Origin of the sequence: Helicobacter sp. MIT 11-5569, from assembly GCF_000765695.2 — a bacterium.
Classification (GTDB): Bacteria; Campylobacterota; Campylobacteria; order Campylobacterales; family Helicobacteraceae; genus Helicobacter_D.
The window spans coordinates 18,741-34,451 of the sequence record NZ_JRPB02000008.1 but is presented as its reverse complement, the minus strand read 5'-3'; the positions used below and the strand labels follow the sequence as shown (position 1 = coordinate 34,451).

Genomic DNA, 15,711 nt, shown 5'->3' with positions numbered 1-15,711 from the left:
AAAAGATTCTAACGCACAAAAGTAAAATTTACACTTTAAATTCCAAATTTTAAATTTAGAAAATACTTTTTAACTTCTCTATAATCGTATTCTTTGTGCTAAAATCATTAGGGTTAGATACGAATAAATGCGCATTTTCTCCATAAAACTTGGCTTTAGGAGCTTCATATAAACCAAAACGCCAATCAAAACGCGGTTGCAAAATTACTAGAGTTGGAATCCCGCATATTAACGCTAAATGTGCAGGCGAGCTATCAATTCCAACAACACCATCTAAATTTTCCATCACTTTATAAGTATCCAGCCAATCCTTAAAGCCTACACCAGCATTCTCCACACACTCTGGCAATACAAAATCACCCACCTGCAAAGATACAAGTTTGACATTTTCTAATTCTAATAAAAAGTTTAAGAAAAATTCTAAGCTAAAATTGCGCGTATTGTTCTCTTTAAGCGCAAAATCTGTATGCCAAAAAAATCCGATTCTTTTTATTTTTCTTGATTTTCTTTTGTTAGTAGGCGAAATAATCGGTGTTTTTAGTGTAACAATTTTTTCTAAAGTATCAAGTCCTAAAAAAAGGGGTAAAGAAGTTAAAGGCAATGCAAAGTCAAAATCTTGTGGAATCCTATCTAAAATTTCTAAATTTGCAAAACAATTCTCTTTTGATAGCTTTGCAGAAAATAAAGGATACAAAGCACTTTGTGGAGCAAAAAGCACTTTTTTAGCAATCTTACACAATACTTCAAACACCCTACTAAACATTAAAGTATCTCCAAAACCTTGCTCACAATACACAAAAATTTCTTTATTGGTAAAAACTTTAGAATCTTGCAAAAACGCATTCTTCGCAATCTGATAATATTCTTGCGAAAAAGTCGTATTTTTAGCAAATGCTAAACGATTTTCATAAAACTCTAGCCCTTCTTTAAATCTCTCTTGTCGCATTAATAAATAAGCAAGATGAAAAGCAGCTGTATTTGCTATATTTTTAGGAGCATTTGGAATCGCAAAGATATATCTATAAGCCTGCTCTGCTTGTGCATAATCCTTTATATATTCTAAAGCATGCGCAAAGATAAACCAAAATTCTGCATTTTGTAAATTTTTATCTTGCACAGAATATAGAATCTGCGCAGCTTTTTGTGCTTCTTGCAAAGGAGATTCAAAAATTCTTAAATAGGATTCAGCAATTCTTTGCGTTAAGATTGTATTTACAAAATTTTTTAAGTTTAAAATTTCAGGATTTTCAATCAGAGTCTTTTGTGTCTTTTGCATATTAAAGCGCGCGGTTAGCGAGTCTTGTGCAAAAGTCTGCAAAACTTCTATTTTTGGAGTATTTTTTTCTAATGCTTGTAGTTTTTGATTGATAAAAAAATAACAATCTTGATAAATTCCCAAAGCCTTTTTGGGTATAAATTCAAAATATTCACCAAACTCCAACCATAACTGCAAATCATTAGGATTATTTTTCAGCAAAATCGCATAAATATTTTCAACTTCATTATAGGTATTTTGCCCCTTATATGCACGTAAAAGTGCGTGTAAATATTCTAATTTCAGGGGATTTTCTACACCCATAAACGCATTTAAAAGCTTAATAGCTTCTGCATAGTTTTGTTGGATTATCAATGCTTTTGCTAAATTTAAAGTCCAAAAGTAAGAATTTTTATGCCAATGATAACTTTGCGCACAAAATTCTAAAGCTTGGGGAATCTCTAACTTTAAAGCACTTAGTGCGGCAAGCTCAACAAATTTTTCTTTTAGATTCTCATCTACAACTTCCAAACCCTTTAAACAGAGCTCAAAACAAGCTTGATAATTTCCTTCAAAATAACGCATTTGCGCTTGGTCTAGCATATTTTCCCCTATTTTAATGATGCGATTCTTTGTCTATAATCCCCGCTAAAAACATAACTTCCTGCTACAACAATATCAACGCCCGCTTCTCTTAAAAGCTCAATATTAGCATCACTCACCCCACCATCGACTTCAATTAAACAATTAGGATTCCGTATTTCAATCTTATCTTTTAAGCGTTTGATTTTCTCTACCACATTTGGAATAAACTTTTGCCCACCAAAACCCGGATTCACGCTCATTACAAGCACCATATCAATATATTCCAACAAATACTCAATACTATCAAGCCCATTATGTGGGTTTAGCACCACAGCAGGATGGATTCCTAAATCTCTAATCTTTTGTGCGAGACGATTTGCATGCTTTTCTTCTTCAATATGAAAAGAGATAAATTCTGGCTGAAAAGGTGCAAACAAATCTACAAAAAAGCTATTATTTTGCACCATTAAATGAATATCAAGGGGTTTTGTAGCTGCCTTTGTTACAGATTTTACGACAACAGGACCTAAGGTAAGATTTGGCACAAAATGTCCATCCATCACATCAATATGCACAAAATCGCAATCTGCTTCGCAAATTGCTCTAACCTCTGCTTCTAAATTTCCAAAATCCGCTGAAAGAATACTTGGCGCAACAAGCATAAAAAACCCTCCAAACAAAATCCTGCAAAATTGTAGCAAAAAAACTTACAACTTTACGCAATGATTCTCTATCATTAAACATAAATTAGGCTATAATAAAAAAAAAATACAAGGAATTCATATCGTGGTTGAACTTCACACAAACGCAACTTTAGAAAAAGATTTAGATTCCATTTTTACAAGTATTCAAGAAGCAAGCTTAAAAATTTATACCATACTACAAAAAAGCTTGGGAGAATACACGCAAAACACAAATGCTACAGGGGATACCCAATTACAAGCTGATGTGCAAGCAGATTTAATTTTGCAAGAAGCATTTAAAAATATCCCTTGCGTGCAACAAATTTGTAGCGAAGAGCAAGAAAAATCCATTTTACTCCACAAAGAGGGCTTATATTCTATTGCTTATGACCCTCTTGATGGCTCATCACTTATGGGGGCAAATTTAAGTGTAGGAAGTATTTTTGGAATCTATCAAGGCGATTTTCTGCCACAAAATCTCGTTGCAAGCGCATATGTCGTCTATGGAATGGTAGTTGGAATCGGATTTGCTTCTCTTTTAAAAGAAGGTGTAGAGTATTTTGCCTATGATGGCAAGGAATTCCATTTACAAAAATGCTTGAGACTTTTAGAAAAAGGTAAATTAAACGCCACAGGTGGCACACAAAAAAATTGGGATAAAGCGCACAAAGAAAACATAGAATCGCTTTTTAATGCAGGTTATCGCTTGCGTTATAGCGGTGGAATGGTGCCAGATTTACACCATATTTTAGTCAAAGGAGGAGGATTATTTTCTTATCCTGCTACAAGTGATGCGCCAAAAGGCAAGCTTAGAATGCTTTTTGAGGTGTTTCCTTTTGCATTTATTTTTAAAAGGGCTGGAGGTAAGGCAGTGTCTATCCAACAAACACAAGAAGAAAAAATTGTTACACCACTACTTACACTTACGCCAAAACATTTACACGACACAACACCTTGCTTTTTTGGAAGTAATTGGGAGATAGATTTTGTTAGCAAATAAAGTAGAAAATCCAATAGAAAATGCACTTAAGGACTTAAAAGAGTGTCAAGCGCAACAAAAAGTTACAAGCTGCATTCTATGCAATCACGCAACAAATTGTGATAAAAAAGAAGCGTTTGAGCAAAAAACGCTACAAAATCTAACTGAAAAACAAGAATCCCTAAAAGCTTGCCAAGAATCCAAAGGATTAAGCAGCTGCTTAAATTGTGCAGAGCTTTTAGACTGCGCTGTGCGTAATAATTATGTAAGTGCTGTGTATTTAAGCATGAATAAAGGGAATGGAGGAAGCTTTGAGTTCTAAATTTTATATTACATCACCAATTTATTATGTTAATGATGTGCCACACATTGGACATGCTTATACAACAATCATTGTTGATACCCTTGCAAGATTCCACCGCTTAAAAGGTGATAATGTATTTTGTCTAACAGGCACAGATGAACATGGGCAAAAAATAGAACAAAGTGCGCAAAAAAAAGGACAGAATCCTAAAGAATATGTAGATTTTATTTCTCAACATTTTAAAAATCTTTGGGATTATTTTGGAATCCAATATGATTATTTTATCCGCACTACAGATTCTACACACCAACAAAGTGCGCAATATGTATTTTTAAAAATGTATGAAAAGGGAGATATTTATAAAGGAGAGTATGAAGGGAATTATTGCATTTCTTGTGAATCCTTTTTTGCAAAATCACAATTAGTTGGCGAAAAAGGTTGCCCAGATTGCGGAAAAGAAACAACACTCCTTAAAGAAGAAAGTTATTTTTTTAAGCTAAGCTCTTACACAGACAAACTTCTAAAATTTTATGAAGAAAATCCAGACTTTATCCTACCAAAATCAAAATATAATGAAGTGATTAATTTTGTTAAAAATGGGCTAGAAGATTTATCCATCACACGCACAACATTTAATTGGGGGATTAAACTCCCAAAAGAGCTAATCTCTAAAGATTCCAACAATCAAAATCATGTGATGTATGTTTGGCTTGACGCGCTTGTGAATTATCTAAGCGCGTTAGGGTTTCATAATGACTTGCCAAACAAAATGGATTTTTGGGCGGCGGATTATCATATTGTTGGCAAAGATATTTTACGCTTCCATGCTGTTTATTGGCCTGCTTTTCTAATGAGCCTAGAACTTCCTCTTCCAAAGCATATCGCAGCACATGGTTGGTGGACTAAAGATGGTGCAAAAATGAGCAAAAGCATTGGCAATGTCGTAAATCCTAAAGAAATTGTAGAAGCTTATGGAATCGATACTTTTAGATATTTTGTCTTACGAGAAGTGCCTTTTGGGCAAGATGGAGATTTTTCACAAAATGCACTTATAGAACGCATTAATGCAGATTTAAGCAATGATTTAGGAAACCTTTTAAATCGTCTTTTAGGAATGGGAGCAAAATACTTCAATAACACAATAAAAGCTGATTTAGCACAGCTAAAAACGACTTATGCACAAGAACTAGAACAAACGAATGGGATTTTAAAAAATTTAGAATCCTATATGGATACAGTGCAAATCAACCGCTATTTAGAAGAGATTTGGAAGCTTTTTAGTCTTGGAAATGGAAGTATTGCCAAAAAAGAACCTTGGCAACTAATGAAAACAAACAGAAGTGATGAAGTCGCTCTTTTGCTACTCTTTATTACAAATTTATTACTAAAAGCTGCACTTTTTCTGTATCCTTGTATGCCAAAGACTGCAAATGCGATTTTAAAAGCTTTTAATCTGCAAGCAAGTGCAGAAAATTTTGCACATTTTATTACCCAAGAAAATCTTTTAGATTCTGTAATTTTAGAGCCAACTCCAGCGTTATTTCCCCGCATTGAAGAAAAATTATTACAAGATTCCAACATAAAAGCAGAATCGCAAAATTCATCTAAAAAGCTAGAACCTTTAGAAATTTCAAATCCTATTAGCAAAGATGATTTTACAAAAATTGATATTCGCGTTGGAACAATTATAAATGCAGAAATCTTGCCCAAAAGTGAGAAACTTTTAAAGCTCCAAGTCGATTTAGGCGAAGCGCGTCCTCGCCAGATTCTAGCAGGCATTAAAGCATATTATGCACCGCAAGATTTGCTTGGAAAACAAGTTTGCGTGCTTGCAAATCTAAAGCCTGCAAAACTTATGGGGGAATTAAGCGAAGGAATGATTCTAGCAGCAAAAGATGAGGAAGGGCTTGCCTTTATCACGCCACAACACAAAAGAGAAAATGGAAGTCAAATTAGCTAAGGAAATGTTATGAAAGAAATACAAATTGGTGTCAATGAAATTGTAGAAATAGCTTTCGGAACTTTATTAAACAAACCTAGTATTTCCTTTTTTCACCAAATTTGCGACCAAAGCAGCAACATAAGAAGAGGAGATTTATTTGTCGCAACCAACAAAGACAGCGCACAAGCTCAAAAAGATATAGAAGAAGCTGTGCAAAAAGGAGCATTTGGAATCCTTTTTAGTGGCAATATTGCAATGAGCGACCAAGAAGTTGCATGGATTAGCGTTGAGGATTTAGAGCAGTCTTTAATGCGGATTTTACGCCACTATCTTATCATTAAAAACAAAATCTTATTTTTACTTAACAAAGATGAATATGAAATTGCCACACAAATTATCACACAAAAAAAAACTTTAGAGCATTTTTGCGGGACCTTAACAGGATTAATCCAAAATATCATTGCAAGTGATGCGGCATTTTTCTTATATTGCAATACAAACTTAGACTTAAGCACATTTCCTAAAAATCAGCAAGAAGTTAAAACTCTATTGCAAGAAAAAATCGAAGAAAATGAGCTTCCCTTTGCGCTCAACTCTTATTCTCTTTTTGGAATCAAAATCTTTTATAAGAGTGCTGATTATGAGATTCCACTACCCAAACTCTTTATTAGACCGCTAGCACGTGTTTTGCAACTTTGCGAGGATTATTCCATCAATGTTCAACTAGAAAACTTTACGACATTATCCAACTTTAAACCACTCTATTTAGACGAGCGCGGCACAATCGCAAAGCCCGGAACAACAAATAAAGTTTTATTAGCTTCTCAAGATTCCAAACTTTATGAACAATATTTGGCATATTTTACAATGTATGCAAAATGGGCGCATTTAATGCTTTTTATCCCAAAAGTCTATCAAGAGCTTTACGCGCCCTATGCAGAAGTCATGCCTTATGCAAATCAAGATGAGTTATTCGCACAACTCATCAAAGAAAAATATAATTTCGCACTTATTTTAGGAGTAGATACACAGCTCTTAGAAATGCGATTTACAAACCAAATTGTCGATACAAACTTATTTGATTACACAAAGGAATAATATGAAAATCGCAGTCCCAGTTTTTGATGAAAATCTACAAGTCTTCAACAATACCGGACATACACCTTTTTTTGCTATTTTTGAGCAAAATGGTGGAGGAATGTTTAAAAAAATTGATTTTATTGAATTACGAAAGAATCCACGCGGCGATGAAAGCGCAAATGCAGGCTGCTCACACAAAGATAGTGATATGAGCGAAGAAGAGCAAATTGCACACAAAAATGAGCATAATATTCTAGGAGAAATTATCCAAGATTGTGCTGTTGTGCTTGTGAAAAAAGCTTGTCAAAACACAGCAAAAGTCTTTAATGAGTGCGGTATCAAAGTGTGCAAAATGGATAATAACTGCCAATATGCAAAAGATGCACTCAAATATATCAAGCTCTAAGCAGAGTTTATCTCTCTGCTAGAATCTGCATTTTAGAATCTTTTAATTCTACATAAAGTTCTTTTTCTCCACTAAATCTATAACTTGGGGCTTTATAATCTTCATAAAAAGAGATTCTAAATAAATGCCTATTTTCATTGTTTGGGTAAGGTGAAATATTTATTTTAGAAAATAAAATTTCTTTTCTTTCTTTTCTAGCAAAAATTCTACGCTTATTTTGTTCAAACTCTGCATATTTCATTCCATCAAAACGTGTAAAATCCTTGCCATAAAATTCTAAATATTTATCTACATCACTCCCTTTCCAAGCATTTTTCCAAATATACAAATCTGCAAGTAAAACGCTCAAATCCTCTTTCTTAACTTCTTTTTCCTTATTTTCAAAAGTTACTAAAAGTGATTGGCGATAATTAATCATTGCATCAACACTACTTAACTTTTCATTTTCAATAGCAATGCAACCTCGTGTATTTAAATCTTTACGATTCCCATCTAAAGGCATTCCATGAATCCAGATTCCATAACCTGTGCGCTTTTGTAACCTATCATAAAGATTTGGATAATTTGTGCTAAAAGCAAGAGGTCCATAATATTGGTCTAGCCCTGTAAGACGTGCATTAAGTGTATAAACACCAATAGGGGTTGCTAAATCTCCTTCTTTTTCCTTATGCCCACTCTTTGAACCCACTAAACTATTGACATTTAGCTTTTCATTCCACTTTCCGTTATTTAACACATAAAGTTTAAGTGTTGGTGCATCTTTAGTCGCAATAAAAAGATATTTTAAATCCTCATAATACCCAAAACGCGTATCTTGCTCCTTTAATGCCTCGCTCCAAAAACCACGTGTTTGCATAATAGAATCTATTTTTTGCTCAATCGCATTTGAGCCACCTTTTTTATAGAGCTCTACCCATTCTAAATCACTTGCGCTTGCAAAACTAATCATTAGACATAAACCAAAAATTTGAAAAATCTTCATATGCTTCCTTTTTTAATCTTCGAAATTATAACCCATTTTTTTAAGATTTTCACGCTCTTTGCTCCAACTAGGCACAACTTTTACAAAAAGTTCTAAAAATACCTTTTGCTGCACAAAGTTTTCAATACTTATTCTTGCTTCTTTTCCAATACGCTTTAAACTCGCTCCTCCCTTGCCAATCACCATTCCCTTTTGACTCTCCTTATGCACGATAATTGTAGCCTTGATATGATGCACATTTTGCTTTTCTTTATACAATGTGATTTGCACATCGCTTTCATAAGGCAATTCCTCACTTAAATTTTCAAAAACTGCTTCGCGGATTAACTCTTTTGCAATTTCTTTTGTTGTATTTGGACTTAAAATCTCAGGGTCATAATAATAGGGATTCTGCGGTATAAACTTTACAAGCACTTCTACAACACGTTTTAAACTTCCTAAATCTTTAATAGAAATAGGAATGAGTGCTTCATAACAATCTTTAAATTTTTCATATTTACACATTACTTCAAAAAGCACTTCTTTGGAAACAGAATCTGTTTTAGTTAGCAACAAAATATGTTTTTTATTTTGTGAGAGTTGTAAAAACTCTTCATAAAAGCTAATTTTATCTGTTATAGGAGCTAAAAATAGCAAAATATCGCAATCCTGCAATGCTTTCATCGCTTCTTTTAGCATATATTGATTGAGCAACTTCTCTTGTTTATGAATCCCCGGAGTATCCACAAAAACAATCTGCGTATTCCCCTCCATAAGGATAAGATGCATTCTTTTGCGCGTTGCATTTGCCTTATGAGAAACAAGAGCTAATTTTTCCCCTAAAAGCGTGTTTAAAAAAGTGCTTTTCCCAGCATTTGGACGTCCTAAAACAGCAACAAACCCAGCTTTTGTAGAATCCATAGATTCCAAAGAGTTTTTAGATTCTATGGAGATTTGCGATTCTGTATGGTTAAGATTTGTAGTGTTTTTAGAGTTTATCAAAAGAATCCTAGATTATAAAATATAACGTGCAATATCAGAATCCGCAACTAAAGATTCTAATTTTTCTTTGACTAATTCTTCTGTGATTTCTACTTCTTCACCCTTATAGTTTTCAGCCTCAAAACTAATCTCCTCAATCACTTGTTCTACAACCGTGTGAAGTCGTCTTGCGCCAATATCTTCTGTCTTTTCATTTGCGACTTGAGAATAATGCGCTAATGCGTGAATTGCTTTATCACTAAAAGATAAGCGCACATCTTCAACACCCAATAACGCCTCATATTGACGCAATATAGAGTTTTTTGTCTGTGTGAGAATCTTATAAAGTGCCTCTTCATCTAAACTATCAAGCTCTACGCGCAAAGGGAATCTTCCTTGTAGTTCGGCTATCAAATCACTAGGCTTACTTAAGCTAAAAGCACCTGCTGCAATAAATAAAATATGGTCGGTTTTAATACTGCCATATTTGGTATTCACCACACTCCCTTCGACGATAGGCAACAAATCTCTTTGCACACCTTCTTTGCTAGGGTCTTGACGTTGTCCGCCATTGCCACTTACTGCGACTTTATCAATCTCATCAATAAAAATAATCCCGCTATTTTCTGCGCGTTTTAAACCCTCATGTTTAATCGCTTCTAAATCTAGCAATGCTTCACTTGCTTCAACTTTTAAAAGCTCCTTAGCTTCTTTAATCGTTACTTCTTTTTTGGGATTCTCTTTTGGAGAAGCGATAAAAACTTTTGCGATTGTTTCTTGCACCTTTGCAAACTCTGCTGGCATATTTCCATCTTCAATTTCTAAAGTGCGTTTAGGCACTTCAATTTCAATTTTTAAATGGTCCATTTCATCATTTTGCACTTTAGTGCGCATTTTATTTGCAGCATTTTCATATTCTTCAATTTTTTGCTCACTCGCTCCTTTTGGCAAGGGTGGAATCAGCTTTTCTATAATTTTATCTAACACATATTTTTCAATATCTTTTGTGCTTTTGTTGCGATGCTCTTCTTTGACTAAATTAATAGAAGCCACCACCAAATCACGCACCATAGATTCTACATCACGTCCAACAAATCCAACTTCTGTATATTTGCTCGCTTCTACTTTGACAAAAGGCAATCCCATAATTTTTGCCATTCTTCTTGCAATTTCGGTTTTTCCAACACCTGTTGAACCAATCATTAAAATATTTTTTGGCACAACCTCATCTTGAATCTCCTTTGGCAGCTGTAACCTACGATAGCGATTCCTAAGTGCTATTGCAACAATTTTCTTTGCTTTCTTTTGCCCAATGATATATTCATCTAAATAACTCACAATTTCTTTTGGTGTCATTGCAAATAATTTTTCCACTTTGATTCCTAAAGTTCTAAAATTTTAATATTTTGATTTGTGTAGATACAAAGCTCACCCGCGATTTTTAAGGATTCTAGGACAATATCTTTGGGTTTTAGAGTGCTATTAAATCTATCAAGTGCGCGTGCAGCACTTAATGCGTAGTTTCCTCCGCTACCAATTGCTGCGATTTTGCCATCTTCTGGCTCTACGACATCACCTGTTCCGCTTAAAATAAAAATGCGTTCCTTATCTAGCACAATCATCATTGCTTCTAATCTTCGTAAATACTTATCTTTGCGCCATTCTTTAGAAAATTCCATCACAGATTTTAGCAAATCCCCTTTTTTGTTTTCTAAAATCCCTTCAAACATATCAAAAAGAGTAAAAGCATCTGCTGTGCTTCCTGCAAATCCACTTAGGATTTTGCCATGATAGAGTGTGCGGATTTTTGTCGCATTGCCCTTAAGCACGCAGTTTCCAAAAGTAACTTGTCCATCACCGCCAATCACTGCGCCTTTATCACTTTTGTAAGCTAGAATCGTGGTTGCATGAAACATTATTGCGCCTCTACATCAACTTTTAAAGTCGCATAGATTCCATGTCCTAGTTTAATTTCCACTTCATAAACACCTGTGGATTTAATAGGGCTTTTCAACTCAATAGTTTTTTTATCAATTTCTATGCGATGCTCTTTTGCTAGAGATTCTGCAATATCCTCTTTAGTGATTGCTCCATAAAGTGAGCCATTTGCGCCTACTTTTTGAACAATTTTTAGAGTAGTTTCAGAGATTTTTTTCGCCGCCATTTCCATTAAAGACTTTTCCTCTGCTGCAATCTCAGCTGCTTTTTTTTGTGCCGCCTTGTAACGATTAATTACTGCATTAGTCGCAAAATCCGCCATTCCTTTGCCGATTAAATTTCTTCCATAGCCATCTTTAACTTCGCAAATATCGCCCTTTTTTCCTAAACCTTTCACATCTTGTAATAATAAAACTTTCATGCTTTCTCCAACAATCAATATAAACTTAAATTTTATCCATTTTTTATTCAATTTGAGTTTAAACTCTATAATATGGCAAAGCGACACAAAATGCCTAGTGCATAAACCTAAAATTACTTCGTGCTAGCATCTGCTAAAACAAACGCATGTAAGACTTTTGCACCATTAGCCTCTAAACATTCCTTTGCTTCAAGCAGTGTTAAACCACTTGTTATAATATCATCTACTAGCACAATCTGCTTGTCTTTAACTGCGCGCTTTAAAATAAAATTTCTTGGATTTCTTTTTCTAAATTCCAAATCTTTTCCTGCATAACTCACAGAATTACTAGCATGTAATGTCTTATACATAGGGTGCAATCCAACTTGTTTTAAAGCACGCAAAAAAATTGCATTATGCGCATAACCTTGCTTGCTAATTTTATCATCAATCCCCACAGAATAAGCATTATAAGGCACTTTGAGCTGTGTTTTTAAAACTTTTAATGCTAACTGCGCAAGAGATGCGTAAATCTTACTACCAACCACAGAATACTTCGCATGTAGCAACATATCCACACTTCCATATTCAAAAAATCCATAGACTTTAAAGCCTTGTAAATCTCTACAAGTTGGCTCTAATGGGATTAACTCCAAACAATCTTTACAAAGAATCTTAAAAGAGAATTTTCCACATAATAAGCAGCGCATTAGGAATTGATAAACTCTACAATCTGCGTAGTTATAGAATCTCTAGGCAAACTTGCATTAATGCTTAGCGATTCCACATTTAAATGCAACATTGTTTCTTTTAAACGCTCTTGAAGCTCCAAAAGATAAGCAATTCCTCTTTGTTCAATCTTATCTTTACCTTTTTGGCTTAGGCGATATTCTAGTGTTTGTTTATCAACCTCAAGCAAAATCGCCTTATTAGGCAACATATTATCCATGACAAAAGCATTAAAAGATTCCAATAATTGAAAATCAAAACCCTTTGCATACGCGATTCCAGAAATCAAACTTCTATCACTAATGAGCAATTTATCTACATTTGGCGCAATCACGCTTGCGTAATGTTCTGCCCTATCTGCTAGAAAAAGTAGCATTTCTGCTTTAGAGCTTAGAATTTCAGTTGTTAATAAAATCTCTCTAATTTGCTGCCCAAGAGGTGTTGCTCCGGGTTCAAAAGTAAAAATCGCATTTTTAAAAATTTCTTTTAAAAGTGTAATTTGCGTGCTTTTACCCGCAGTATCAATCCCTTCTAATGCAATATACATTAAAACCCCTTATCCAAATGCACGATATAATCTTTAACACTTTTTGGCACAAGATGTGCAATCTCTCCCTTATGTGTAAAAATAGAACGCACCACCGTTGAGCTAATAAAAGCATTTTGCAAAGAAGGCATTAGATAAATCGTCTCTAGCTCTTTATTTAAAGACGCATTTGCATATCCCATTTGTAATTCATACTCAAAATCACTCACCGCTCTAAGCCCACGCACTAAAATCTTAGCTCTTTGTTCTTTTGCAAATTCAGCAATGAGATTTTCAAAAGAATGCACACAAATCTTTGAAGCGATATTTTGAGATTCCATAATAGCTAGATTTACCATTTTCACACGCTCTTCTAAATTAAAAAGAGGGTTTTTGCTGCTAGATTTTGCCACTGCAATAATTAGCCCATCAAAAAGCTTGCAAGCACGCTCAATCACATCTAAATGCCCATTAGTAATTGGGTCAAATGTGCCCGGATAAATTGCAATCTTTGGCATTATGCGTAACTCCAAGAAAGAGAATTTCCAGTAAAAATTGGCACAATGCCATTAATCTCTTGTGGAATCTGTGTGGCTTTTTTTATTAATGTAACAATTTTGGAGCTTTTAGGCAAATCATAAATCCTTTGTGCGTTTTCACTCACAAAAGCTTGAAGATTTTCTAATTGATTATGCTTATCAAATAATTCTGCAAGCCCTAAAAGCGCAAAAGGCGCGCTAAAGATTCCAGCAGCTCCTTTCGCATTTTCTTTATTTTCTCTTAAATGCGGAGCGGAATCACTACCAAAAGAAAATTTACAATGCGCATTTAATGCAATTTGCAAAAGCACATCGCGGTCTTTTGGAGTTTTTAAAATAGGCTTGCAAAAATAATGTGGATTTAATCCCCCACCAATAACATCATCTAAGCACAAACTGATATGATGTAAAGTCAGTGTTGCAAAAAGATTAGAATATTTTTCTACAAGTGCGATAGAGCGCGCATCACTTAAATGTTCAAAAATAATTTTTAACTGCGGAAAAGTCGTGGCGAGCTCTACAAATACAGGATGAAATTCCGCTTCACGCTCCATTGAAAAGCCATTACTCTCTCCATGTATGCTTAAAATCAATCCCAAATCCTGCGCATATTCTAAAATTTGCAGAATCTTATCATCTAAAACCCTACTCACACCACTTTCACTTCCTGTTGTAGCACCTTTTGGATAGAGTTTGATAAATTTTATTCCAACTTCTTTAGCACGCTTTAAAACCCCTTTATCTAATCTCTCTGTAAGATATAAAGACATCAAAGGCATAAAATCATTTCCATTGCATGCTTTTAAGATTCTCTCTTTATAGCCCAAAGCTAGCTCCACGCTATCAACTGGGGGATTTAGATTTGGCATTACAAGTGCGCCACTAAAATACTGCGCTGTATATTTTGCAACCTTTTCTAAAAGCGGTGTATCCCTTAAATGCAAATGCATATCATAAGGGGATTGTAAAATAATTTTCTCCATTTTTATTCCTTTATATGCTCTAATAATTCCAACAAAACTTTTTGATACAGCACGCAAGATTGCTGGCTTTTTGCTTCAAATCGCGTTACAAGCACGGGTGTTGTATTACTCGCACGAATTAATCCCCACCCTTCTTCAAAAATTACGCGCACACCATCAATACTAACAATATCCACAATTCTTGGAAAATTTATAGGAAGTGTATTAGGATTTTTTAATACTTCTTTTAAACGCTCCACAATAGCAAATTTTTCATTTTCAGTAGTTGGAATCTTAATTTCATCTGTAGAATATAAAGAAGGCAATTTCTCTAACACTTTATCAAACCCCATACCTTCTTCATACACAAGCTCCAAAACACGCAATGCTGCATAAGTCGCATCATCAAAACCAAAATATCTATCATTAAAGAAAATATGCCCACTCACTTCAAATGCCATATGCGCATTTGTTTCTTTGAGCTTGACTTTTAAGTTACTATGCCCTGTTTTATACATGATACTCGTGCCAATCTTATCAATACTTTCATACATATTAAGTGAGCATTTAACTTCACCAATCACCACAGGATTTGGAATCTTATAGGCAAAAATAATCGCTAATTCATCTCCCTTATACACTTTATTTTCATTTGGAGTATATTTCACAACTGCAAGCCTATCCCCATCGCCATCAAAGGCAAATCCAATTCCCTTAGTTTGCTGCACTTTTTTATGCAAAAATCTAAGATTCTCTTCTTCACTAGGGTCTGGATGGTGATTTGGAAAATTCCCATCAGGTTCTAAAAATAACCCTTCATAGCCAATTTTTAAATGCTCTAAAATCTTAGTAATTCCAACTCCAGCGATTCCATTGCCACAATCTATACTAATAGGAATCTTAAAGCCTTTTAAATGCGAAAATTCCTTGCACATAAATGCAACATACATCTCTAGCACATTTAATGTTTTAATGTTTGAATTTTCTGGAATCTTTTGTGTGACAACATCAAAATCAAGCGCGTAAAAATCTTTTTCTAATGCGTAAATTGCTTCTCCAAAAAATGGTTCTTTTAAAAGCGTGATTTTAAAACCATTGTATTGTGGAGGATTGTGCGAACCTGTAATCATCACACTTCCATCTAAATGCAAACCCCCTTCAAACTCGCAATACAACGCAAAATAACCCACCGGCGTTGGAATCTCCCCTAGATTATAAGGGGTTACTCCACTTGCTAAAACACCATCGCAAAACCACTTAAAAATTTCTCTTGAATGTGTGCGCGCATCAAAACCAACGCCCAAAGTTGCTCCGCCTTTTTTACGCAACTCCTGCCCAATTAAATATCCAATACGCACAACATTTTCTCGCACCAAATCTTCCCCATAGATTCCGCGAATATCATACTCTCTAAAAATTGCTAATTTCTCCATATTCTTTC

General features: G+C 34.5%; 17 protein-coding genes. 5 read left to right on the top strand and 12 right to left on the bottom strand.

Translation table 11 applies throughout. From position 1 onward, the window contains the following. Positions 1 to 55 precede the first annotated feature (55 nt). Complete coding sequence (locus LS70_RS07305; RefSeq protein WP_138109400.1) at positions 56 to 1,858, bottom strand: tetratricopeptide repeat protein; 1,803 nt, start codon at positions 1,856 to 1,858, stop codon at positions 56 to 58. Positions 1,859 to 1,866: 8 nt separating this feature from the next. Beyond that, positions 1,867 to 2,502 (bottom strand): ribulose-phosphate 3-epimerase, encoded by a 636-nt coding sequence (rpe, locus tag LS70_RS07300; protein WP_034289478.1) that lies wholly within the window; start codon positions 2,500 to 2,502, stop codon positions 1,867 to 1,869. Between the two features lie 124 nt (positions 2,503 to 2,626). Here rpe and LS70_RS07295 point away from each other — a divergent pair, with 124 nt between their 5' ends. The 5 genes from LS70_RS07295 to LS70_RS07275 are packed head-to-tail and all read left to right on the top strand — an operon-like array spanning position 2,627 to position 7,234. After that, the gene (locus LS70_RS07295) at positions 2,627 to 3,523 is read left to right on the top strand and encodes a class 1 fructose-bisphosphatase (protein WP_081949759.1); all 897 of its coding nucleotides are present in this window, start codon (positions 2,627 to 2,629) and stop codon (positions 3,521 to 3,523) included. Beyond that, positions 3,510 to 3,824: a hypothetical protein gene (locus LS70_RS07290; RefSeq protein WP_052083376.1), complete on the top strand. Its 315-nt coding sequence runs from the start codon at positions 3,510 to 3,512 to the stop codon at positions 3,822 to 3,824. The genes LS70_RS07295 and LS70_RS07290 overlap by 14 nt, the downstream gene beginning before the upstream one ends. Then, positions 3,802 to 5,766: a methionine--tRNA ligase gene (gene metG, locus LS70_RS07285; RefSeq protein WP_034289475.1), complete on the top strand. Its 1,965-nt coding sequence runs from the start codon at positions 3,802 to 3,804 to the stop codon at positions 5,764 to 5,766. Before LS70_RS07290 ends, metG begins: the two co-directional genes overlap by 23 nt. Positions 5,767 to 5,775: 9 nt before the next feature. Continuing rightward, positions 5,776 to 6,846, top strand: a complete 1,071-nt coding sequence (locus tag LS70_RS07280) for a hypothetical protein (protein WP_034289472.1) — start codon at positions 5,776 to 5,778, stop codon at positions 6,844 to 6,846. A gap of 1 nt (position 6,847) precedes the next feature. Continuing rightward, positions 6,848 to 7,234, top strand: coding sequence for a NifB/NifX family molybdenum-iron cluster-binding protein (locus tag LS70_RS07275; RefSeq protein WP_034289469.1), 387 nt, complete (start codon positions 6,848 to 6,850; stop codon positions 7,232 to 7,234). Positions 7,235 to 7,241: 7 nt separating this feature from the next. On the opposite strand, the gene LS70_RS07270 is transcribed toward LS70_RS07275, so the two are convergent. The 10 genes from LS70_RS07270 to LS70_RS07225 form a co-directional block, all read right to left on the bottom strand. Further along, positions 7,242 to 8,216, bottom strand: coding sequence for a L,D-transpeptidase family protein (locus LS70_RS07270; protein ID WP_034289466.1), 975 nt, complete (start codon positions 8,214 to 8,216; stop codon positions 7,242 to 7,244). Positions 8,217 to 8,228: 12 nt separating this feature from the next. Beyond that, complete coding sequence (gene era, locus LS70_RS07265; RefSeq protein WP_034289702.1) at positions 8,229 to 9,116, bottom strand: GTPase Era; 888 nt, start codon at positions 9,114 to 9,116, stop codon at positions 8,229 to 8,231. Positions 9,117 to 9,209: 93 nt separating this feature from the next. Next, positions 9,210 to 10,532, bottom strand: a complete 1,323-nt coding sequence (gene hslU / locus LS70_RS07260) for an HslU--HslV peptidase ATPase subunit (protein ID WP_034289700.1) — start codon at positions 10,530 to 10,532, stop codon at positions 9,210 to 9,212. Positions 10,533 to 10,558: 26 nt separating this feature from the next. Then, positions 10,559 to 11,092, bottom strand: a complete 534-nt coding sequence (gene hslV / locus LS70_RS07255) for an ATP-dependent protease subunit HslV (RefSeq protein WP_034289463.1) — start codon at positions 11,090 to 11,092, stop codon at positions 10,559 to 10,561. After that, positions 11,092 to 11,535: a 50S ribosomal protein L9 gene (rplI, locus tag LS70_RS07250; RefSeq protein WP_034289460.1), complete on the bottom strand. Its 444-nt coding sequence runs from the start codon at positions 11,533 to 11,535 to the stop codon at positions 11,092 to 11,094. Before rplI ends, hslV begins: the two co-directional genes overlap by 1 nt. A 113-nt stretch (positions 11,536 to 11,648) precedes the next feature. Further along, positions 11,649 to 12,170 (bottom strand): ComF family protein, encoded by a 522-nt coding sequence (locus LS70_RS07245; protein ID WP_236096457.1) that lies wholly within the window; start codon positions 12,168 to 12,170, stop codon positions 11,649 to 11,651. 53 nt (positions 12,171 to 12,223) lie between these two features. After that, on the bottom strand, positions 12,224 to 12,790 hold the full coding sequence (tmk, locus tag LS70_RS07240) for a dTMP kinase (protein ID WP_034289455.1): 567 nt from the start codon (positions 12,788 to 12,790) through the stop codon (positions 12,224 to 12,226). Then, complete coding sequence (gene coaD, locus LS70_RS07235) at positions 12,790 to 13,287, bottom strand: pantetheine-phosphate adenylyltransferase (RefSeq protein WP_034289452.1); 498 nt, start codon at positions 13,285 to 13,287, stop codon at positions 12,790 to 12,792. Before coaD ends, tmk begins: the two co-directional genes overlap by 1 nt. Further along, positions 13,287 to 14,291 (bottom strand): dihydroorotase, encoded by a 1,005-nt coding sequence (gene pyrC, locus LS70_RS07230; protein WP_034289449.1) that lies wholly within the window; start codon positions 14,289 to 14,291, stop codon positions 13,287 to 13,289. The genes coaD and pyrC overlap by 1 nt, the downstream gene beginning before the upstream one ends. A 2-nt stretch (positions 14,292 to 14,293) precedes the next feature. Continuing rightward, on the bottom strand, positions 14,294 to 15,703 hold the full coding sequence (locus LS70_RS07225) for a phosphomannomutase/phosphoglucomutase (RefSeq protein WP_034289446.1): 1,410 nt from the start codon (positions 15,701 to 15,703) through the stop codon (positions 14,294 to 14,296). Between the last annotated feature and the right edge of the window lie 8 nt (positions 15,704 to 15,711).